Here is a 22,069-nt window from a genome sequence, read left to right as displayed (position 1 = left end):
AAGTGACCGATCTTAACTTGGGTGAGTTTGTGAGTTATGGGGCTGGTATAGCGGTAGAAGAAAGCTTTAATGCCGCTAGCGCACAAGTGATCCGTAATGGCGATTTTCGCCGGTATCAACTGGCCTTATCACCGGGTTTCATCGCGTCGATGGCTTTAGTTGATAGTGGTTTTTTTTCTGGTTTATCCACCTATTAGCGCCATGAGTGTCACTGTTATATGACATCCATTACACCACAGGTGGATTAACGAGCTACATTCTAATCTACAGTAAAATGTAGGATATCGTGGTTTTTAGTGTGATTTGATGAGATAACAAGAAACCCCACTAAATCACTTATTAATCAACAAAATAAAATAAACTTACTGTTAATTTCATCACGAATAATCAGATTGGAAACTATAATTAGCCATTATTCTTTCCTCTCAAACATCAGATCCCAAACGCCATGTCCCAGACGCTGGCCACGTAATTCAAATTTTGTCAGCGGACGCGAGTCCGGACGAGGAACATAATCATTTTGTTCTGAAAGGTTGCGGTATCCGTTTACACCTGACATCACTTCCAACATATGTTCCGCATAATGTTGCCAGTCGGTCGCCATATGGAACACGCCACCCACTTTTAATTTACTTCTCACCAATTCAACAAAAGGTATCTGGACGATACGACGCTTATTATGGCGCGCTTTGTGCCATGGGTCAGGGAAGAATAGCTGTACCATATCCAGTGAAGCATCTGGAATCATATTTTCCAGCACTTCAACCGCGTCATGACACATAATCCGCAAGTTGCTTAGTCCCGCCTCGTGAGCAGCCCCCAAACAAGCACCAACCCCCGGAGAATGCACTTCTATCCCCAGAAAATTCTGCTGCGGATTACTGGCAGCCATGGTCACCAGTGAAGTCCCCATTCCGAAACCGATTTCCAGTACCACCGGAGCTTCGCGGCCAAACAAGGCGTTTACATCAACTGGCGTTGCTTGATATTCCACGCCCATCACCGGCCAGTAGCTATCTAGCGCCAGTTGTTGACCTTTGGTCAGCCGCCCCTGACGACGGACAAAACTACGAATACGGCGTATGGCTCGGCCGTTTTCATCAAATTCCGGGGATATGACGTCATTTATCATGGTACTTTCTGTCTGTTGATTGCGTATGTGAACGCGCATTATGCAAAGATACGGTAGTTTATCAACTCTGGGCGTCATAAGTACAAAATTAAGCAGTAAATAACGTAGATATAACCAAAGTGGCCGATTAAAGTCAGTGATTCGGGTGCGTGAGTGCGGCTAACACAGTTGTAGCTTCAAGTACGAAGGGGGTTTACAGGGTGAGAACTCTATGCTGCAATCCAGCTCTAATTTATTACCTGCCGGATATTGATACCAACTTATGATGCAAGCGCAACAGTTCGCGCACGAGGTACTTGAGTGGTACCAACGCTTTGGTCGCAAAACCTTGCCGTGGCAATTGGATAAAACACCTTATCAGGTATGGTTGTCAGAAGTGATGTTGCAACAGACTCAGGTTGCGACCGTCATTCCCTATTTCCAACGTTTTATGTTGCGCTTCCCTGATATCAGTGCGCTGGCTGCGGCACCGTTGGATGAAGTTCTGCATTTATGGACCGGGCTGGGTTACTACGCCCGTGCCAGAAATCTGCATAAAGCTGCCCAAACGGTTGTTGAACGCCATCAAGGCGAGTTCCCTACTACTTTTGACGAGATTCTCGCACTGCCAGGGATTGGGCGCTCAACTGCGGGCGCTATTTTGTCGCTCTCGTTAGGGAAACATTTTCCTATTTTAGATGGTAACGTCAAACGAGTGCTGGCCCGTTGTTACGCTGTTGAGGGATGGCCCGGTAAAAAGGAAGTCGAAGGCCGCCTGTGGCAAATCAGTGAAGATGTTACGCCAGCCAAAGGCGTAGGTCAGTTTAATCAGGCGATGATGGATTTAGGTGCCACGGTGTGCACCCGTTCTAAGCCCAAGTGTGAGCTTTGCCCACTGAATACCGGTTGTATGGCTTATGCTAATCACAGTTGGGCACGCTACCCCGGTAAAAAACCCAAACAGACATTACCGGAAAAAACAGCTTACTTTTTGTTGATGCAAAACGGATCGCAGGTATGGCTCGAACAGCGCCCGCCAGTAGGTCTATGGGGGGGGCTATTTTGCTTCCCGCAATTTTCTGAACAAGCCGAACTGGAGCGTTGGTTGCAGCAACAAAGTATTGCCAGCAGCAGTTTGCAGCAGTTAACTGCTTTTCGTCATACCTTCAGCCACTTCCATCTGGATATTGTCCCCATGTGGCTGAATACGGCGTCATCCCGTGGATGCATGGATGATGGTGCAGGTCTCTGGTATAACTTAGCACAACCACCCGCGGTAGGATTGGCGGCCCCAGTTGAACGCCTATTACATCAGTTGGCAAAACAGCCGAGTGACCAACATAGCTAACCCCCTGCAACTTCAAGTATGAAGGGTATAGCGCCATAGAAGAGGATTTAGCATGAGCAGAACAATTTTTTGCACATTTTTAAAACATGATGCTGAGGGGCAAGATTTTCAGCTCTATCCAGGTGAGATTGGCAAACGTATCTATAACGAAATATCAAAAGAAGCTTGGTCACAATGGATAACCAAGCAAACCATGCTGATTAACGAGAAAAAACTGAGCATGATGAATGTCGAAGACCGCAAACTGTTAGAGCAGGAGATGGTTAACTTCCTGTTCGAAGGGCAGGATGTTCATATTGAAGGTTATACTCCACCGAGTAAGTAACCACACGGGGTCTGCGCTGGCCCCGTTGTTATTCCTCATCAAGATATGGCTTGTAAGATGAAGAAAATTTTAGCTTTGCTGATAATTGCACCATTGTTAGTGTCTTGCTCAGGCAATAAGAATCAAACAGAAAACGAAGCCTATGTCAAAGATACCAACGGTTTTGAGATTTTAATGGGCCAATTTGCCCATAACATTGAAAATATTTGGGGATTAAAAGAAGTCTTAATCGCGGGTCCAAAAGATTACGTTAAGTATACGGATCAATATCAAACCCGCAGCCATATCAACTTCGATGCCGGTACGATTACGGTTGAAACCATTGCCACGACAGATCCGGCGGCTCACTTGCGTCAGGCGATTATTACCACACTTTTAATGGGTGATGATCCTGGCTCTATCGACCTCTATTCGGATGTTAACGATATTCAGATCAGTAAAGAGCCCTTCCTCTATGGGCAGGTGCTAGATAACAATGGCCAGCCGATCCGTTGGGAATGGCGCGCGGCCCATTTTGCTGATTATCTGCTACAAACCAGAATGCAAAAACGCACTTCCGGCCTGCATGTTATCTGGTCGGTCACCTTGCAATTAGTCCCTAACCATCTGGATCAACGTGCCCATAAATACCTGCCACTGGTGCGCCAGTCAGCGGAGCGTTATGGCGTCGAAGAGTCATTGATCCTGGCAATTATGCAAACAGAATCTAGCTTCAACCCATATGCGGTCAGTGGCTCTGATGCGTTGGGCCTGATGCAAGTTGTACAGCATACTGCCGGGCGAGATGTGTTCAAAATGAAGGGTAAAAGTGGCCAGCCAAGCCGTAGCTATCTGTTTGATCCAGAAAATAATATTGATGCTGGTACGGCATATCTGTCAATTCTGCAAAATACCTATCTAGGCGGAATTCAGAATGCCACCTCACGGCGTTATGCTGTTATTACCTCTTATAACGGCGGAGCTGGTAGCGTATTGCGGGTATTCTCCAGCGATAAGAACCAGGCTGTTAATATTATCAACAATATGGCTCCTGGTGATGTATTCCAAACGCTGACCACTAAACACCCTTCAGGCGAATCTCGCCGTTATCTGGTGAAAGTGAACAGCGCGCAGAAGAGTTATCGCCGCCACTAGTTTTATTTATAGCGGATTTTATAGCCCAAGAAATTGGCGTTGCAGGTGGCTAATCCCCCCTGCAACGCCAACCAAGGGAAAACTGAAATGACAGGCTCCACCCACAGTGTCATTTTTTATGTCTAAAGTGTGATTGCCCGACAAAAGTGCACATTTGAATAACAACCATTCTCAATAAAATGTTTATAGTATCGCTAATCATCCTATCCCTACTATCGGCAGATTGAACAAATGGACTTTGGACTTACCCTGTTTGAAATGGTGGTAATCTTCTCCACTATGGTCATCGCTTATATCATCTTTGGTATTACAGGATTTGGTTCTGCATTAATTGCCAGTCCGATATTAGCGCTATTTATTCCTGTCGCTAAGATTGTCCCATTATTGGCAATTGTCGATATGTTTGCAGCCATTACCAATGTAGCTCGCCATAGCCGTCATGCCGACCTTGCTGAACTTAAGCGATTAGTCCCACTAATGATTATTGGTAGTCTGATCGGCGCGACGTTACTGCTACGTACTCGCCCTGATATTTTGCTACTGGCGCTCGGCATATTTGTCATTTTATATGCCATTTACGCCCTTAGCCGGCGTAAACCACAAGGACAATTCAAACCTGTTGCCGCCATTCCTTTTGGCTTGATTGGCGGTATTTTCAGCGCGCTATTTGGCAGCGGCGGGTTTATTTATGCTATTTATTTATCCGGCAGAATAGCCAGCAAAGATAATTTGCGGATTACCCAGACCACGCTTATCGGCCTGAGTACCCTCACGCGAGTTATTTTGTTTACGCTAGCAGGGGTCTACATGGACCTATCTATTTTATGGATGGTACTACTGTTGGTACCGGGGATGTTAGTTGGTTTGGTTATCGCCAATAAAATCAGTTTAGGGATAAGTCGCGACCAGCTTATCCGATTAATAAATATCTTATTGCTGATTTCCGGCACAGTTTTAGTCGCACGCTATTTAGGTTATTGATAAGCCTAATTTGTAATAACTTATTGATAGACAGCCGATGCTCTCGTCGGCTGTCTATCAGTACCTCAGTTTACGGCGTAATGACATAACCAAAGATACGCCGCCACTCTACATCACCTTTTTCGATATAAACGCCCTGCAATTCAGGCGAGAAGCCGGGCAATAAATTAATCCCCTCTTCCAACGCCAGGAAATAACGCTGTACCGCCCCGCCCCACATTTCACCCGGCACCACGCACAATACGCCTGGTGGATAAGGGAGTGCGCCTTCAGCAGCAATGCGCCCTTCAGCCTCGGCAATAGGGATTAGCTCGATATTATCGCGAATAAACTGGATATTGGCATCTTGCGGGTTCATTAATACCGGCGGTAAGCTGGCTTTGCGGAACATATCCTTTTGCAGTTGTTTAACATCATAGCTGACATAGAGATCATGCATTTCTTGGCATAACTGGCGTAGAGTGTAGCCGCGATAGCGCTCTTCATTCTTACGGTATATCGTCGGTAATACATCACACAATAAAGCATCTTGCTCCACGTAGCGCTCAAACTGAACCAGCATATCAACCAGATGTGCCATTTTTGCTGGATTTTCTGCCGGTGTTAGCAGGAACAAAATTGAATTCAGATCGCATTTTTCCGGCACAATGCCATTTTCACGCAAGAAGGTAGCCAGTATCGCTGCCGGAACACCAAATTGGGTATATTGGCCGCTGTTAGCATCGATACCCGGTGTCGTCAGTAATAACTTACAAGGATCAACCAGATATTGGTCTTGGTTATACCCTTCAAATCCATGCCAACGTTCATTAGGCACAAAATTAAAGAAACGTGTGTCATTGGCAATAACGTCCGTATCGTAATCTTGCCAATTTTTACCACCGACAGTGGGAGGAATAAATGGCCGCAACATTGAGCAGCGTTCTAATAATAGTTTACGCGTATCGATGCCTAACTTGACACAATCCATCCACATGCGGCGGCCACTGTCACCAGAATGAATTTTGGCGTTAATATCCAGTGCAGCAAATAATGGGTAGAACGGGCTGGTTGAGGCATGCAACATAAATGCATTATTAAAACGTTTATGATTACAGTGCCGTTTTTGCCCTTTGATATGATTATCTTTTTTATGTACCTGCGAGGTTTGGGAGAAACCAGCCTGCTGCTTGTGCACTGACTGAGTCACAATAATCCCAGGGTCATTTTCATTTAAATCCAGCAATAGCGGTGAGAAATCCTTCATCATCGGAATAAACTGTTCGTAACCTACCCACGCAGAATCAAATAGAATGTAATCACACAAATGACCAATAGTATAAACCACCTGACGTGCGTTATACACCGTACCATCGTAGGTACCCAACTGAATGATCGCCAATCTGAATGGCCGCGCCTCTTCTGCTCTTTCTGGGGCAACCTCCCGCAATTGCTGGCGTAAATAACGCTCGTCGAAACAATGAGCATCAATACCACCAATAAAACCGAACGGGTTGCGGGCCGTTTCCAAATAGATTGGTGTCGCCCCAGCCTGAATCAGCGCACCATGATGGTTGGATTTATGGTTATTACGATCGAACAATACCAAATCACCACGGGTCAATAAGGCATTAGTCACGACCTTATTTGCAGCCGATGTACCATTCAAAACAAAATAGGTTTTATCCGCATTGAAGACCTTAGCTGCATATTTTTGTGCATCTTTAGCTGCACCTTCATGGATCAGCAAGTCACCCAGTTTGACGTCTGCGTTGCACATATCTGAACGGAAAATGGTCTCGCCATAAAATTCAAAAAACTGGCGACCGGCAGGATGCTTACGGAAAAACTCGCCACCCTGATGCCCTGGGCAAGCAAAAGTTGAATTATTCATCTCGACATATTTTTTCAATGTTGAGAAAAATGGCGGTAATAGATTTTTTTGATATTCACTGGCGGCAGCTTCTACCTGAGCATTGTAAAAAGCTTTGTTTGCTTCGCCGAGCGTAATAATCCCCTTAATCAGAGGCAAATAATCGGCAGAAACCGTCTGTTGTGCCGTGACAGCAACAAAAGTAGGAATAGCAAAACCCAGATCATGCAACTTTGACAATATACCGGCATTGGCATCTTCAACCGACATCACCACAGCGGCAACATCAGTAAAATCAGTTTGATTGAGGTATACCATTCCCCGCTGGCTTTCTATATAAGAAGCCAAACGAGCACTTGTTGCTATTTTTAATAGTGTCATGTCACTTACTCTCAAACGGTCAGGTATGAGGCTGCCATTTTGGCATGTATATGACATCGCATAAGGTGAAGATTTTATGCAATGCCGGCAAATTGATATCTATTACGCACACGATCACTCGCTCAAATAGAAGCTAGAATAGTGAGTTAACTGGTCTTCGCATCGACCAATAGACATCAGTAAAATCAGAGATCCAGCTCTATTTTTAATAATGCCTAACAGTGAACGACAGATAGCCTTACCGCATGGAAGTAACAAGGAACTTAACAGCAGATAAACAGGAGAAATAGCATGAGAAGCGCTCATTATGCATTGAATAGTCTACTACTGTCATAACCGCCTCCTGCTTACTTAATCGAAATGATATGGATTAGAGGGATGAATAGTAACGCTAAATTTTCGCAATAATTGCATGTTTTGCCGGTAGGTTCAACCTTGCAGGCCAATAAAAATGCACTTTTAGTGAATATCTAAGCCATTGTTATTTAACACACTAAAAAATAAAAAATCTATAAATCAAGTAGATGAAATATGTAGATGCACCATAAAAATTAACTTCCCAACAGTTTTCTCGCTATTTTTGCATGAAAAGAGAGCAACCGATCGCCTTTATAAGAGAAACTCATTGACGACTTGCCGCCAATACGGTTTAATGCGCCCCGTTGCCCGGATAGCTCAGTCGGTAGAGCAGGGGATTGAAAATCCCCGTGTCCTTGGTTCGATTCCGAGTCCGGGCACCAAATTCATAACCTGCTTGTTAAGAACTAAGATTTTTAACAGGCATGACAAAGTACCCGAATCATCATCGTGCAAGTAGGCTGTAACTGCTACACCTTGGTTGAACATAGGGGAATAATAAACCGGAGAATGTCGATGACAAACTTCGGTTTTATTGTGTCTTAAGGCGGAGGAAATTGACAGTTTTTCAGCGCACCTGTCAATATTCAGTTAAGGAAAGCGGTAATTTTTTCTTTCTGTTATGCCGATTTTTAAAAAAAACCTCTTTTCTCTCAAAAGTCTCTTCCAACGCCAGTCTGAGGCTATCTATATCGCCCTCAACATATTCCAGCGTGACCGCAATACTTGAATGCCCTAGCAGGGTCTGAACCACTTTCAGATTACGATCCGGTGATTTCATCATCTCAGTGGCGATCGTATGCCGAAATCGGTGTGGGCTAATCGTACAGCGACATTCGACTGAAAGCCTGCGGAAGAAAGAACGTAATGGCGGATTATCCATATTCTCAGTGACGGACTCTTTTCTCCCGTCAAACCGACTGATATTGAATAACTGATCCGCCTGATTAGCCCCCTTGTCTACCGGCAGAACAATTTTATCTGTTGGCCGCTATAAAAAAATAGGCAGTGCTATTTTGCGGACCTCGATCTGTTAATGCGACATAACTGATCAGAATAGTGGTGTTTTGAGCCTCCAGATCAAAGATGATTGATGAAAAATTCAGCAATACTGACATTTTCCTAGACTGCCTTGTTAAGGCTACTACCTTATAAGTTAATAAAGCTTATGAAACGCTTAAATTTTTCTGAATATTAATTAACATGATATATCATGTTAATTATAGGAGAATCCTTAAAGACAATCAATATGAATATTATACAATGTTCATATTGTAAGTTATTCCATTTTATGAAAATTAATAATTTAATTCCTCGTCTAAATAGATTGTTTTTAGATGACGTATTAATCATTGCTCTATGTTAGTAAAAACACAATATAGAGGTATGTAATTACTGATACTTTTTGTATTTATTTCAATGTCGTTGATATTATGAGGTAGTCATGTCTAAAAGGTTAGCTGCTGAGTTTTTTGGTACTTTTTGGTTAGTATTTGGTGGGTGCGGTAGTGCTGTATTGGCGGCCTCGTACCCTGAGTTAGGTATCGGCTTTACTGGTGTAGCACTGGCATTTGGTTTGTCTGTTTTAACCATGGCTTACGCCGTAGGGCATATTTCCGGAGCGCATTTTAATCCAGCCGTTACTTTAGGTTTATGGGCTGGAGGCCGATTTAAAACTAAAGATATAGCCCCTTATATTTTTGCTCAGGTCATTGGTGGTATCATTGGGGCCTCTATTCTATTTTTTATAGCCAATGGTAAAACTGGTTTTGATGCATCAGTAAATGGTTTCGCCTCAAACGGCTACGGCGCATATTCTCCCGGTAGCTTCTCTATGCAGGCAGCCATTGTTGCTGAGGTAGTATTGACGGCATTTTTCCTTATCGTTATTCACGGAGTGACCGATAAACGAGCTCCGGTTGGATTTGCTCCATTGGCAATTGGCCTAACGTTGACACTTATTCATTTAATTAGTATTCCAGTTACTAATACATCCGTTAACCCTGCACGTAGTACGGCAGTGGCTATTTTCCAGGGCGGTTGGGCATTACAGCAATTATGGTTGTTCTGGATAATGCCTATATTAGGCGGCATTATAGGCGGCCTTATTTATCGTAACTTACTTAGTGATAAAAATTAGCTATTCATTTAACTTAAAGTGATTTAACCTAATTAGAATAGGTAGCCATTACTTTTATGGCTACCTATTCTAGTTGTTGAACCATTGGGCACTGTTGCAAATATCCAGTGGTGATAAACGATTGTGTCGCATTAAGGTGCAGTCCGGTAACATGCTGTTTTTTTTTGTGATGTTACCTGCCCATGTCTCTAATCCGAAACGCCTTCCGTCGACTGCATTACCCCGCTGATGTTATCGCTCAGTGTGTTCGCTGGTATCTCGCTTATACCCTGATCCTGCGCAATCTCGAAGAGATGATGGCAGAGCGCGGCATTATCGTTGACCATTTCCACATTTCACCGCTGGGTTAGCTGGGTTATCCGCCTGGTGCCGTTGTTGGATAAGGCGCTTCGTCGGCATAAGCGCACAGTGGACCGTCGGTGGCGCATGGACGAAACCTACATAAAAATCAAAGGTCAGTGGAAATATATGTACCGTGCGGTCGATACTGCGGGTCAAACCATTGACTTCCTGCTGACCGCCAGGCGAGACGCCGCAGCCGCATTACGTTTCTTTCGCAAGGCCATTAGACATCACGGCGAACCGGAAGTAGTGACCATTGATAAAAGTGGCACCAACACGGCAGCGCAACTTTTGCTGACTAGCCTACGTTAATACGGCACAACCCTATACTGCACTGGGGATTGAAATGAAGGGAAAAACCGCAGAAGCTGGGCTTTGTGTCGCTGATGAAACAATTTACGAATGTAGATCCGTACCAGTGTGTACTGTGTGATAGCCGGATGGTTTTTAACAGTGCGTGGGCCGGTATCCGGGCAGAAGAGTTGTTGCCCCGACGTCGGCTGGAGTTCAAAACAGAGCGATGATTACGATAGGCAGCATAGGGAAGATCTGCCTGAAATTTGGATTGGTTATCAAAATGGTGTTTATTTAAATCAATCGTCAACCTCACGCTACCTGATCTGATGAAACTCATGGCCCAGTCCCCCTCTTTTGATTCTGACCTAAGGGAAAAAAATGGATCCAACTTCCTAACCATCAAGCGGACCCCTTCAACGACACAACAGCCGCTCAGGTAAGCAAATTCTGACAATCTGAAAGCAGATAAAAAGAGATGTGATACTGGAAAGCTATTTGAAATACCGTGATTGGGGACTTTATATAAAAGTACCAAAATTCAATGGAGTAAAGGCCTTCGTCATTGAACGATGGCCTGAAATTAAATTTTTCTATAAAACATCAGTGAATACTAAATTTGATTAGCATTTTGTACCAAATGGAATCCATTTACTTTGCTGAGCAGTATTACCATTTTTATAATATACTGTTCGATAGCACGTAATTGATATAAACCCATTCTGGACCTTTTTCCAAGGACCATAGATGGTTTTACCACCGCCTCCAGCATTGAACGGAACATTTTGTGCGTAGGCAGGGCCAGATGCAGCGATGCCAAAAATCATCCCAGAAATTAAAATGGATAACAGTTTATTTTTCATTAAAAATCATCCTTAATTAATATATCTACTTATGATGCCATAATAAATAATGGTTAACTTCGTTCAACTGTTCGTTGCTCAACAAAATTGATACATGCGTACTATTTTATTTTGTGACGTAACGTAACGGCCATTTTTGTAATAGTCGCGACTACAATATCTCATAAGTGGCATGTTTTTCGATAAAACCACTCTTTTCCAGGACGTCCAGCCAGTTTTCCCCATTTTCCCGCTACTATCAAAAGGAACGTTCTGAGCAAAAACTGGAGCCATTGTCCCCATAATTACACCAGATACTAAAAGTGATAATAAAAACCCTCTCATCCTTGCCTCTTTTTCATCCAATTAAATTGTAAAATATAAAAACCAAAAAGAACGCGACTAATTTAAAACTAGAGTTTAAATTACAAAGCTAAATTTCAGTCGTATATTACCCTCCATTGGAAAGTTAAGCACTACACTCAACATGAAATAATTTCACTTATTGATAGGATAATGGCTATTAGATAATAATTCAGACAATTCCAATCTCTGCACTAAGCACTAGTTAAACTTTTATACGTCCCGTATAAATAGCTATATTTAAGATCGACGTATTCTTATTTTCCCCACGAACTGTGGATGAATGACTAAGTGAAGTTATGTTTTTAAACTGTTTTGGCTCTGCTGGTTAGCCCAGTGGAAGCTAAGTGGCTCTGTTGCATGAAGCTGTCGTCGGTTAACATACAGTTTTAAGGTGTTATTTGAAATGTCTCTGATAAGAAAAGCCTTCAAACGTCTGCACTACCCGTTGATATCATCGCCCAATGTGTTCGCTGGTATCTCGCTTACGCCCTGAGTCTACGCAACCTAGAAGAGATGATGGCAGAACGCGGTATTATCGTTGGCCATTCTACCCTGTATCGCTGGGAACCCCTTTGCTATATAAGGCTTTCAGTCGGCACAAGCGCAGCGTGGGACGTCGGTGTTTACGGCCAGTGGAAATACCTGTGTCATGCTGTGGACTCCAATGGCCAGACTATCGACGCTCTATTGACCGCCAAACGTGATGCCCCCGCAGCCCTGCGTTTCTTCGGCAAGGCCATTCGTCACCAGGATAAACCCTAGGTAGTCACTATCGATAAAAGTGGTGCTAACACCGCAGCTTTGCCCACGCTCAATGCCGACAAACCCGATGAGGAAGCGATTACCGTCAGGCAAAGTAAGATCCTGAACAACCTTGTCGAGCAAGATCACCGGAATATCAAACGTCGGATACGCACGATGCTGGGATTCAACTCCTTTCGACGGGCACAGACCTTGTTGGCGGGTATTGAGCTGGTACAGATGATACGCAAAGGACAACTTCATCATCCTGCTGGCGACGGATTGTCACCGGCAGAACAATTTTATCTGTTGGCCGCTATAAAAAAATAGGCAGTGCTATTTTGCCGACCTCGATCTGTTAATGCGACAGGGCCAATTATCCCACCCATCGATGAGGAGAGTCACCGGCTCTCATTATTTGCAACAAGCCCATGGGATCGTCGCCTCTATTCTTCTGCTGTCTGAGTAATAAACCAGCGTAATGAATTCAACACTTTAGTTTCAGACATCTTGGCTCTGTTCTCATCAACCAACTTCATTAATACTAATCTTACAGTATAAATATCCAAATGCGCTTTATCAGCCAACTCTCTGGTTTTTGGCCAACTGCCCACTGGGGGGACAGATCCACCAAACTGTTCTTTCAGAACATTACAAGTTTCTTCCAATATGCCCATGACTTCTTCTTTACGTAGATTATTAGGTTTCATTGACCTCGCCTCAAACAATATATTTATTAAAAATGCATTGTTTTTATTATTTATATTTTCCATACCCGCGCAAAACATTCCCTGTAAATTTAAAAGATAACTTTCAAATCCAGCGAGAACTTAACTTATTTACTTCGCATGGCTTTGTAATGCTTATTTAATTGTCATGACTCCCAAATCAGAATTAACAACTAAGCACAGTTTTAGTACCAGCGTACAGACCAGAGAATAATAGCACTCTGAAAATGCCGACCTGTGAATGGGGTCGTGCTTTACTCCTTCGGCCAAAATGGAGATTTATCTTACCATCATCTTATTTTTGCAATAGTGCCGTATTGGATTTAGTAACTAATTAACTTTTTGACTAATTTTGTTCGATGAAATTTTTTAGGAGGTTCACTTGAAGTTAAAAAAACAATTAACATGTTTTTAATTGTTTTTATAGATGCTGTCTTACAAAGTATACAATCAGCCACAACGGACAAATAGCTATAGCCTCCCATCTTTTCATTTTTTCTACCAAGCACTATAATAAAAGAAAGGGGACTTGACTTCCTTATTTTTTCAATGGTTTTAAATGAATCAAAAAGAGAGCTATTATCTACATCCAGGATATATATATCTCTCTCATCTTTTTTTATATATTTGTTATCTATCAATACATATTTATCTGCATTAATACTTATTTGTTTTTTTTGGATTGACATTATTTCTTTAAGGATTATCTCTAGTGAAAAGCGTGTCAAACTACAATAGCCTGAAATAATAACCCGCATAATACGATGCATCCTTTCTCTACTATTCTATCTATATTAAAAATGGACTATAACTTATTTTCGGTGGATGAATAGTGGCACCGAAGTGCCACTATTCAGCTTGTGTCACTCTTATTAGAAGTTGTATTTCACCCCTAACATCACTGCAGTATCGCTGTAACCTTTGTCGCCCAATTGCTGGCCAACGTTACCCCAGACATTCAGTTGCTTGTTCAATTGCCCCTCAACACCCACTTTCAGTTCACCGATATTCTTCGCGCCAGCTTGTTTCACTTCAACCGCGTTCATATTGGTGCCAAAATCTTTGGTGTTGTGGATCCAGTTGGCTTCCACAAACGGTTGGAACTCGCGATCCTTGCCATTATCACTTTCGTGGTGGCCTTTCATATAAGAACGCAGCCCCAGACGGGTCTGGATATTACCGTCGCCTTGACCACTCACCTGAGTACCGTTTGCTTCACGGTGCTCGTCAGCCTTCACACCCATCCAGGTGATTTGGGCTTTCGGCTGGATAAAGTACGTTTCGTTCTTAGACTTATTCTCGCCGATCTTAAAGGTGTAGCCGCTCTCGACCGACGCGGTGATCCCTTTCGATTTATACTCTTCCGTCGCCAGACCGTCGCCCTGCACGCTATTGTTAAACCAGCTGTACTGCGCCCAACCGTCAACATACAAGCCCGACTTGTCTTCGTCGTTGGCATACCAGGTGCTGTACACCCCGGCGGTGTAACCATCAACCGAACCACTCGACTTATAGCCCGATTTCGCGTGGGTGTCGCTCTTGCTATTACCGTAACCGGCCATCACACCCAGGTGTAAACGGTCCAGACCATCGTTGCTCCACTGGGCGATATCGCCACCCAATTGCATCACATAGCGGTTGCTTTGGGTTTTCAACTGACCACTGGTGTCACGTGAACGGTTATGTCCGCCTTCGTTACGCAGCCACATGCTGGTCACTTTCTGCTCGCCAGTCAGGGCGTCGATATACTGTGTTTCACCCAAACGATCGTGCAGACGCGTCACAAACATAGTGTTGGCTGCGGCCAGGTTCGCGGTGTAGCTGCCGGCTTCAGGACGTTTAGTTTCCTCGCCTGGGCCCACTGGATTTTCTGGATCAACCGGGTTCTCTGGATCAATCGGCAAATTACTCAGGCTGGTCAAATACCAGTTACTGGCGTTTGAACCCACCCCACGTACGAGTGAGTAATCATATGCACCCGCTACGATACGGCCAGGGTTCACAAACTCACCGTCGGATTGACCATTCACCTGAATGAGCTCAATACCGTTTAAGGTTTTAGCGCCCGTACCGCCCGCATTATCTACGCTTACGTTAGTGGTGCCGCTGGTGTTGCCGTTCACAATCATGCTGTCGGTGGCAGAGCTGTCGTCGCCCAGCGCGGTGTTGAAGTGCAGCAGACCGTTGTTGCCAATATAGTTGCCGTTGACCACTAATTGGTTACCGGTGGTGCCCGTACCGTCACTGGTTTTGTTACCGATAAATACCGTGCCGCTGTTGGTTAAGTCAGTGCCAACGGTAAAGATGTTACTGGCCGGGGCCAGACGTCCCATCGCCGGTACCACCGGTGCCGTTGGGTTGCCCACAAACAGCACGCCCTGGTTATCAACCGCGCCCGCTACACCACCAAAACCGCCCATAAAGGCACCGCTGGCTATATTCACCTGCTGGCTTGCCAGCGTCATGGGGTCAGCACTGCTGCCTAACATCAGGCCACCCGCATTGATATCTGTCTGGCCGGTATAGGCCGCAGATTGTGTCAACGATACGGTGCCTGTGCCGTTTTTAGTCAGGCTGCCACTGCCGCTAATGCTGTTGGCCAGCAACCAGTCACTCGCACTATTGAGCACCAATGCGCCGTCGTTGGTGACCGCCGCCGTCCCCAGATGTTCTGCCTGAGAAGCAGTTAACTGGCTGCCGTTCGTGATAGCAAACAGGCCACTGAACAGGCTGTTATCACCGCTCAATGTGATGTCGCTGCTATCTTCCAGCACCACACTGCCGGCATCACTGATAGCATTTGCTAACTGGCCCGCAGCCCCTTTCAGTGTCAGCAGACCGGCGTTAACGATATTGCCATCGCCCAGACCCGCTGCATTGTTCAGTAACGCTTGTGCGCCACTGGTAATGGTGGTCACCGCGCTCAGGCCAGTATTGGCACCCTTAACGCTCAGCACATTGGCGGCAATCGTCAGCGCGCCCCTGCCGGTCAGTTCACCCTCAGACACACCGCCCTGGCTCAAGGTTAAGCTGCCACCATTGAGATCAACCGTTGAGCCCGCAGTACTGTTCAGTTCGCCCACGGTTTGGCTGTGACCCTTCATGTCAAAGGCGGTATCTGCTGCCAGTGATAACAGCGAGGTATTCCCCAACACATTATCATTCAGCATCTGCAAGGTGCCGCTGCGTACATCGGTAGAACCGGTGTAATCATTGTCCAGATTGGACAGTGTTACCGTATTTCCTGCACCGGTATCAATCGCCAACTCACCACTGCCCGTCACTTTGGCACTCAAATCCGCCGCAGGACCGGTTTTATTGGTGGCATACAGCGCCAGTGCATCTGCACCGCTGCCCAGCAGTTCAACTTCGGTCAGGCCGTAACCGATATACAAACCGTCGTTACCCGTACCGCTGCTCAGGCGATAATCGTAAGTGCCTTTGGCAACCGTGGTGCCATTTTGTGCAATATCGGCCGTGGTGGCATCGGTAATGACATTGCCATCCTGGTCTTTCAGCACCAGATTGCCGCCATTACCCTGCACGGCCACATCACTCACCGCCAGTTGCAGCAAGGTATTGGCATCATCCTGCTCCATGATGGGCAGTACCGGATTGACCGGCGTCTGGCTGTTGTCGACGCTGTCGATGTCCACCACCACCGTCCCGGTGCCCAGTAGGTTCATCTCTTTGGTGGTATGGATAGTGCTTTTCGCCACCGTCTCACCCGGAGTGCCGGTGTTAAATTTCACCGTACCGCCGTCAAAGGCCAACCCACCGATAGTTTGCACACCGTCACCGACGGTGGTGATACTGTCCGCGCCCAGTTTCAGGGTGGCATTCACTAATGCTGCCGTGTTATCCGCCGCCAGTTCAAAGGTGGCGTGGCCTAATGCCAGTACCCCGTTAAAGGCGTTCTGTGCCGCATTGGCCGTAAAATCAAAGGCATTACCGGCGGTATTAACGGCCATCGTGCCGAGGCCGTTCAACTTGCTGTTAAAGCTCACGGCATTCAGGTTATTAACCTGCAACAGACTGCCGTCACCCAGATTAAAACCGGTGTTGGCATTGTCATCCTGACTGTCACCCAGCGCCAGCAGCACATTGTCCAGTGTCAGCGTTGAGTTATTGATCAGGTTGATGTATTCCATATTCTGGATGGCATCAGCATCACTCAGGGTATACAGCGAACTGTCCAGCGTCAGCGTATCGCTGCCGGTACCGCCGTTCAGTGAGCTGAACACGCCGGTATCGGCTAATGTCAGCCCTTTCAGAATGAAGGCATCATCGCCGCTGCCGGTGGTGAAGTCAGTACCTTTACTGCCTTGCATCAGGGTCACGGTGTTGTTGCCCGCTAACAGATCCACCTTGCCAACAATTGTGCCACCCGTGGCGTTGGTAAATGCCAGACCCGTCCCAGTATTGGTTACGACAGCCTGCTGGGTGGCGCTGTTGGCTTGAATGGTACCGCTGTTGACGAAGCTGGTGACATAACCGTTATTGATGTCCACCACCGGGCTGGTGAGTGATGTTGATATCAGGTTACCGGACTGCTCGACACGGCCGGTAGTGCCTTTGACAATCAGGGCTGCACCGCCTGCGGCATCATTGACGTTTACGCTGGCACCGGTTTTCAGATCCTGACGGGAGTTGGTGACAATCCCTTTGCCCGCGGCTGAATTGACGTTAATCACCAGACCGGCCGAGTCGGACATGTCCAGCGTATTATCGGTGATGGTGTCGCCGGTGTTGGCAAACAGAATACCGGTACCGCTGCCGTTGACATTGATCGTGCCAGAGTTGGTTGCCGCCAGGGAGGCACCGGTACGAATACCTGCACCATTACCCACCGTCAGCGAGGTGTTTTTTAACTGAATGCCGGTAATTTCCGCTTTGTTTTCAATCGCATTACCTGTGCCGCCCGCCGTCATGGTGATGGTTGCGCCATCCACGGTCAGTGCTGTGGCACCGGTATCAAGCAGTACACCATGGGCAGTGCCGCCCGCTTTGGTTTCACCGTTACCGGATAAGGTCAGGCTCGCCCCCGCACCCAGCAGATAAGCGGCGGTGCCGTCGGTTGCGTTGACGGTACCGCTGTTATTCACGGTAGAGTTAGCACCCTGAATATTGACCGCAGTCCCATTGACTGTGATGAGGTTTTGGTTGGTCAGAATCCCGCCGTCTACCAGCACGCCAGTACTGCCTGCTTGTGTAAAATCAATGGAGCCATTGTGGATAAGCTCACCGCCATTACGGGCGATATAGCCATAGGCACCAGACGCGGTGTTACCGGTGGTCAATACCGCCGAACTGGTTAAGACAGATTTTCCGGTAGCACCGGTGGCAATACCATCCAGGCCGTAGTAGTTGCCATCGACGATCCCGGCAGTAGCCCCATCACCGCTCAATTCCAGGCTGGCATCTGCCGTGATGGTGCCGCTGGCGCCACCCTCGACTTTTACCCCAGTAGAGCCCTCGCCAGACAGGACCATATCTAACGCGCCGGAGTTAAATGTACTGCCAACACCGGTGACTTGAATAAGAGAAGAATCTTTACCGGTGGCATTCATGGTTGAGGCTGTGGTCCCGATAAAGCTGGCACCCTTATCAACGCGATACAGTGTAGAGCCTTCGGTTGAAACCGTTTCATCACCCGTGGCAATGTTATTGACGCTAGAGCCCGTACCGTAAATCAGGTAGCCCACCTGTTTTTTACCTGAAACAAACTCAACCTGACCGGTACCGGAGACATTAATGGTACCTTTATCTTCAGCAACCACCCCAATAGCACCATCGCCCGCCAGCTTTACCTCACCAGAGAGATTAGCCACCGCGCCCGCACCAACCGCCTGAATACCGTAGTTCGCCAGTTTAGTGGCAGCATCAAGCCCGTTATTTACATAAACGTTACCGGCGTTAGTGGCTGAACTGTTGGTCAGTACTTTGATACCGACGGTATTGATACCATTTATAACGATATCACCATTATTGAAGATATTCGTGGCGTTAGCGCTGGAAGAGATACCGATATTCTGCCCTGCATTTTGTCCGGATACCGCGCCAGCACCGTTGAGCTCAATAGTGCCGTTTTGATTGACTACTGTTCTCGCTCCTTGTGCAGCAATAGCTGTAGAGTTTTCAGTTTTGCTGCCAATCACGATTTTACCGGTCGCACTATTGGTAAAGGTAGCGATATTGCTCAAGTTAACGGTATCTTGCAGTAATCTAACGGCATAAGACTGAGTCTTAATGGCCAGGTCAGTGACCACGTCAGTTAACGAACGTTGTGATTGACGGCCCACATAGACGGTACCGTTATTTTCAAAGGTAGAGCCTTTCTGAACACTCACCCCCTCATTCAAATAACCTGCTGCAGGAGACAAATCGATAGTTGAAGCAATATTGATCGCGCCGTTATTGACGAAGGATGAGTTGCCATCGATCACCGCCGCGCGAGTATAAGCGCTTGCCCCACGAGAAGCGGTATTAATCACACCATTGTTGGTAACTGACGAAGCTCCATTAGCTAAAATAGCGGTATGACTGCCGTTAGCTATGTACAACGGCAATGTTGAGGTAGGTGTGGGCTTGAAGTCCAGCATCTCAGGATTAGTCCCTGCATCCAGTACCCCAGTAGTGTCAATAATAACCGTACTGTCAGTGGCAAAAATAATATTGGTACCACGAACTGTTGCAGAAGTTGACCCCAAAGTCCCGGCGTTATTAAGGGTTGCACCGTCTTCCAGCCGCACCAGTGAAATATCCGTATTGAACGCCTGAATATTGGCATCAGCACCAATATTCACAATGGCATGCTGACCATCACCATGAATAAAGGCAACACGGTCAGAATCGACAATGTGATTTACGGCATCATTAGCATCAATCCCCATATCAAGATAGATCGGGGTGACTTTTGGTGAAGTATTGGAACCGTTAGTGAAATAGGCCCGCGCCAGCTCGGCTTGATAACCTTTGCTGTCCAGCACGATCGCACCACTTTTAATACCTGCAATCAAGTCATTGTTGTATTTTTGGAAATCAGCAAAATTTTGAACATTTTGGGCCCCTAAATAGGGACTGGTGAAGGTACCGACGAAGTCATCAAGCACCGAATTGGCCACCGCGGTACTACTATCGCGAATGTTATTATTGTTATTACCCAGGTTGACTACAGTTTTGGCGTTATAATTTAAGACTGTATTCTGGGCCGATGTAGTAGAGTCAACATAGAATCCTGAAGAAGTCGTTGTTGCTGCTTCACTTTTCAGACTGCCTTTAAGAATGGCGTTAAAATAGTTATTGCTGTCATTAACCCAACCTGCGGCCGTGCTGCCGACAGCCACGGTCAGATCACTGCTATCCTGCACATGGAATAAGTTGCGATTCACATACTGGCCATTTTCACCAACCGCATAAGAAACAGGTACCACAAAATCGGCAAGTGGTTTAATTGACATCGCAGTACTGCTATACACATTAATAGTAATTAATGCGCCAGTGCCTTTCGGGTCAAGGAAAGTTTCAGTAACCATCTCACCTAAGTTGAAAATGTTTTTACTGATCAGATTCTCAGCACCATAGAGGAAGTTCCCCGGGGGAATATCACCCAGTTTACTGTTTTTAAAACCAATATCGCCCTTAGCGATATTGCTAAAACTGCCTACTAAGGTATTGCCAGTCCCTGTGAAGGTCTGTTCAAATTCTACATCAGGCGTAAATACCGGTACGCTAATATCTGCGGCAAAGACAGAACTCGCCCCTAATGTGAACATCAAGGTGATGGCAATTTGGCTCAGGCGAGAGGGGGTCGTTAAACCTAAAGTTGTATCGACAGTTCCCGAGCAAAGTGACTTAGTTTTTTTTCCTGATTTAGATATTTCAGATGCAACGTCATAGCGGCCTAAGGCACTATTCCAAATGACTTTAAATACTTTATTCATGGTGTACTCTCATTAGATTTAGGCCTGACAATTAGTCATACCTATAAATAGGTATAACTTAATATTAACAGGAAAAATTAGAATATCTCATTACTGCTTTTAAGCTATTCGATATCCTGAATCTACTTAATACATATAGATATTAATATAGGCGAAAAGGATGAATTTAGTAGGAAATTTCCCACAAGATGTATTTTTTCAAATAAATTATTAATTTATTTGGAGTTTTTGTAATAACTCTGCATTAGTTCTCACCCCAATTTTTTTCATTACCGATCTCTTTTGAGCACTTACTGTTTTTTCACTCTTGTTTAGTATTTTTGCTACAGCATGTCCGGGTAAACCACACTTAAAATAAGTGATTATAATAACCTCTTGTTTTGTTAGATTTATTTTTTTTATGTAATTACTTAATGTTAAATCACCAAGTGAAAAACTTAACTGATTGGTATACTTTTTCTTTCGCTTAAGGACTGACATGATTTTTTTTTCTAAAATAGATAATGGATCATCAAAACAGAGAAGTGTAACCTTTCCTTTTGTTTCCATCTCAATAAAAAAACGATTAAAATCATAATCATATCTAGATGTTATGATGAATACTTTATCAAATAAAATACTATTAGCTGCACTACTCAATACATTAAATCGGTCAATGTTACTGACATCTATGAATAAAAAGTCATTTTCAGAGTAAAATTGAGGTTCTACATTAACAGCACCTTCATAGCCAGATTTTTGTAATACATGATTTAACAATTCGAATAGACCTAACTCTAAGTATTTATTATTAACGACAATAGAAAAATTCTGCATACATACACCTTGCCTCCTCCCTCAGATAGCAAGGAAAGAAGCTGAATTAAAACATTCAGACCAGAGATTGGTTTTTAAAAATAGTTAAGCACTATAAAACATTGTTTAAAAAAGAGATACACCGACAACTTTTTAACTTAAAAAAATTAAATCCTGAACTAATCAAAAAAAATGAATTATATAAGTTTTATTTCATTCTGGAGCAGGATTTAAAACCAAAAGCAAAGCCTTTAATATTGCAATTGAACTGTTAGGCATTATGGGGTGGGAATGTTCTTAAAAATCATTGGGCACTGAAAAAAATGGCTGCATTTGGTGATTGTATTAATAAAAAATATAGTTATTATGCAAATATAGATAAGTATATC

13 protein-coding genes, 1 tRNA gene and 3 pseudogenes are annotated in these 22,069 nt (G+C 45.0%); 9 read left to right on the top strand and 8 right to left on the bottom strand.

Going from position 1 to position 22,069, the window contains the following annotated elements:
• The first annotated feature begins 2 nt into the window (after nucleotides 1-2).
• Nucleotides 3-197: a hypothetical protein gene (locus V1953_RS03510; RefSeq protein WP_083162672.1), complete on the top strand. Its 195-nt coding sequence runs from the start codon at nucleotides 3-5 to the stop codon at nucleotides 195-197.
• Between the two features lie 215 nt (nucleotides 198-412).
• Here the strand turns inward: V1953_RS03510 and trmB are convergent, their stop codons facing one another.
• Nucleotides 413-1,132 carry a tRNA (guanosine(46)-N7)-methyltransferase TrmB gene (gene trmB, locus V1953_RS03505; protein WP_083162671.1) on the bottom strand — a complete coding sequence of 240 codons (720 nt, stop codon included), beginning with the start codon at nucleotides 1,130-1,132 and terminating at the stop codon, nucleotides 413-415.
• A 262-nt stretch (nucleotides 1,133-1,394) separates the two neighbouring features.
• Between trmB and mutY the strand changes: the two genes are divergently transcribed.
• The 4 genes from mutY (at nucleotide 1,395) to V1953_RS03485 (ending at nucleotide 4,899) form a co-directional block, all read left to right on the top strand.
• Nucleotides 1,395-2,459, top strand: a complete 1,065-nt coding sequence (gene mutY, locus V1953_RS03500; protein WP_372569600.1) for an A/G-specific adenine glycosylase — start codon at nucleotides 1,395-1,397, stop codon at nucleotides 2,457-2,459.
• Nucleotides 2,460-2,511: 52 nt separating this feature from the next.
• Nucleotides 2,512-2,784 (top strand): oxidative damage protection protein, encoded by a 273-nt coding sequence (locus tag V1953_RS03495; protein WP_083162670.1) that lies wholly within the window; start codon nucleotides 2,512-2,514, stop codon nucleotides 2,782-2,784.
• 57 nt (nucleotides 2,785-2,841) lie between these two features.
• Entirely contained in the window at nucleotides 2,842-3,918 is a 1,077-nt protein-coding gene (gene mltC, locus V1953_RS03490) for a membrane-bound lytic murein transglycosylase MltC (RefSeq protein ID WP_372560618.1), read from the top strand.
• Nucleotides 3,919-4,149: 231 nt separating this feature from the next.
• Nucleotides 4,150-4,899: a sulfite exporter TauE/SafE family protein gene (locus V1953_RS03485; RefSeq protein ID WP_083162668.1), complete on the top strand. Its 750-nt coding sequence runs from the start codon at nucleotides 4,150-4,152 to the stop codon at nucleotides 4,897-4,899.
• Between the two features lie 70 nt (nucleotides 4,900-4,969).
• Here the strand turns inward: V1953_RS03485 and speF are convergent, their stop codons facing one another.
• Nucleotides 4,970-7,132, bottom strand: a complete 2,163-nt coding sequence (gene speF, locus V1953_RS03480; RefSeq protein WP_442850660.1) for an ornithine decarboxylase SpeF — start codon at nucleotides 7,130-7,132, stop codon at nucleotides 4,970-4,972.
• Nucleotides 7,133-7,796: 664 nt separating this feature from the next.
• On the opposite strand from speF, the gene V1953_RS03475 reads away from it, so the two are divergent.
• Nucleotides 7,797-7,872, top strand: a tRNA-Phe gene (locus V1953_RS03475).
• A gap of 197 nt (nucleotides 7,873-8,069) precedes the next feature.
• Here the strand turns inward: V1953_RS03475 and V1953_RS03470 are convergent.
• A pseudogene (locus V1953_RS03470) lies at nucleotides 8,070-8,453 on the bottom strand (site-specific integrase); the annotation flags it as partial.
• 480 nt (nucleotides 8,454-8,933) lie between these two features.
• Here V1953_RS03470 and aqpZ point away from each other — a divergent pair.
• Together aqpZ and V1953_RS03460 are read left to right on the top strand one after the other, a co-directional pair.
• Nucleotides 8,934-9,629: an aquaporin Z gene (gene aqpZ / locus V1953_RS03465; RefSeq protein ID WP_083162652.1), complete on the top strand. Its 696-nt coding sequence runs from the start codon at nucleotides 8,934-8,936 to the stop codon at nucleotides 9,627-9,629.
• Nucleotides 9,630-9,811: 182 nt separating this feature from the next.
• Nucleotides 9,812-10,274 (top strand): annotated as a pseudogene (locus tag V1953_RS03460) (IS6 family transposase); the annotation flags it as partial.
• Between the two features lie 614 nt (nucleotides 10,275-10,888).
• On the opposite strand, the gene V1953_RS03455 reads toward V1953_RS03460, so the two are convergent.
• Complete coding sequence (locus V1953_RS03455; protein ID WP_083162650.1) at nucleotides 10,889-11,128, bottom strand: hypothetical protein; 240 nt, start codon at nucleotides 11,126-11,128, stop codon at nucleotides 10,889-10,891.
• 748 nt (nucleotides 11,129-11,876) lie between these two features.
• Between V1953_RS03455 and V1953_RS03450 the strand changes: the two are divergent.
• Nucleotides 11,877-12,544: pseudogene (locus tag V1953_RS03450) on the top strand (IS6 family transposase).
• A gap of 116 nt (nucleotides 12,545-12,660) precedes the next feature.
• On the opposite strand, the gene V1953_RS03445 reads toward V1953_RS03450, so the two are convergent.
• The 4 genes from V1953_RS03445 to V1953_RS03430 all read right to left on the bottom strand — a co-directional run bounded on the left by V1953_RS03445 (nucleotide 12,661) and on the right by V1953_RS03430 (nucleotide 21,701).
• Nucleotides 12,661-12,924 (bottom strand): faeA-like family protein, encoded by a 264-nt coding sequence (locus V1953_RS03445; RefSeq protein ID WP_442850659.1) that lies wholly within the window; start codon nucleotides 12,922-12,924, stop codon nucleotides 12,661-12,663.
• Between the two features lie 341 nt (nucleotides 12,925-13,265).
• Nucleotides 13,266-13,700, bottom strand: coding sequence for a hypothetical protein (locus V1953_RS03440; RefSeq protein ID WP_083162646.1), 435 nt, complete (start codon nucleotides 13,698-13,700; stop codon nucleotides 13,266-13,268).
• A gap of 114 nt (nucleotides 13,701-13,814) precedes the next feature.
• Nucleotides 13,815-20,885 (bottom strand): autotransporter outer membrane beta-barrel domain-containing protein, encoded by a 7,071-nt coding sequence (locus tag V1953_RS03435; protein ID WP_442850658.1) that lies wholly within the window; start codon nucleotides 20,883-20,885, stop codon nucleotides 13,815-13,817.
• Between the two features lie 210 nt (nucleotides 20,886-21,095).
• Nucleotides 21,096-21,701: a helix-turn-helix transcriptional regulator gene (locus tag V1953_RS03430; RefSeq protein ID WP_083162642.1), complete on the bottom strand. Its 606-nt coding sequence runs from the start codon at nucleotides 21,699-21,701 to the stop codon at nucleotides 21,096-21,098.
• Nucleotides 21,702-22,069 lie beyond the last annotated feature (368 nt).

The organism is Yersinia sp. 2541 StPb PI, assembly GCF_052217145.1.
Classification (GTDB): Bacteria; Pseudomonadota; Gammaproteobacteria; order Enterobacterales; family Enterobacteriaceae; genus Yersinia; species Yersinia enterocolitica_E.
Note: the sequence above shows the minus strand (reverse complement) of the source record. Positions and strands in the feature narration are given on the sequence as shown.

What these genes read in the sequence shown, in the direction of transcription:
- V1953_RS03435 (WP_442850658.1), bottom strand. Translation starts at nt 20,885, where the DNA reads ATGAATAAAGTATTTAAAGTCATTTGGAATAGTGCCTTAGGCCGCTAT.
- V1953_RS03485 (WP_083162668.1), top strand. Translation starts at nt 4,150, where the DNA reads ATGGACTTTGGACTTACCCTGTTTGAAATGGTGGTAATCTTCTCCACT.
- mutY (WP_372569600.1), top strand. Translation starts at nt 1,395, where the DNA reads ATGATGCAAGCGCAACAGTTCGCGCACGAGGTACTTGAGTGGTACCAA.
- speF (WP_442850660.1), bottom strand. Translation starts at nt 7,132, where the DNA reads ATGACACTATTAAAAATAGCAACAAGTGCTCGTTTGGCTTCTTATATA.
- aqpZ (WP_083162652.1), top strand. Translation starts at nt 8,934, where the DNA reads ATGTCTAAAAGGTTAGCTGCTGAGTTTTTTGGTACTTTTTGGTTAGTA.
- V1953_RS03440 (WP_083162646.1), bottom strand. Translation starts at nt 13,700, where the DNA reads ATGCGGGTTATTATTTCAGGCTATTGTAGTTTGACACGCTTTTCACTA.
- V1953_RS03495 (WP_083162670.1), top strand. Translation starts at nt 2,512, where the DNA reads ATGAGCAGAACAATTTTTTGCACATTTTTAAAACATGATGCTGAGGGG.
- V1953_RS03445 (WP_442850659.1), bottom strand. Translation starts at nt 12,924, where the DNA reads ATGAAACCTAATAATCTACGTAAAGAAGAAGTCATGGGCATATTGGAA.
- V1953_RS03455 (WP_083162650.1), bottom strand. Translation starts at nt 11,128, where the DNA reads ATGAAAAATAAACTGTTATCCATTTTAATTTCTGGGATGATTTTTGGC.
- mltC (WP_372560618.1), top strand. Translation starts at nt 2,842, where the DNA reads ATGAAGAAAATTTTAGCTTTGCTGATAATTGCACCATTGTTAGTGTCT.
- V1953_RS03430 (WP_083162642.1), bottom strand. Translation starts at nt 21,701, where the DNA reads ATGCAGAATTTTTCTATTGTCGTTAATAATAAATACTTAGAGTTAGGT.
- trmB (WP_083162671.1), bottom strand. Translation starts at nt 1,132, where the DNA reads ATGATAAATGACGTCATATCCCCGGAATTTGATGAAAACGGCCGAGCC.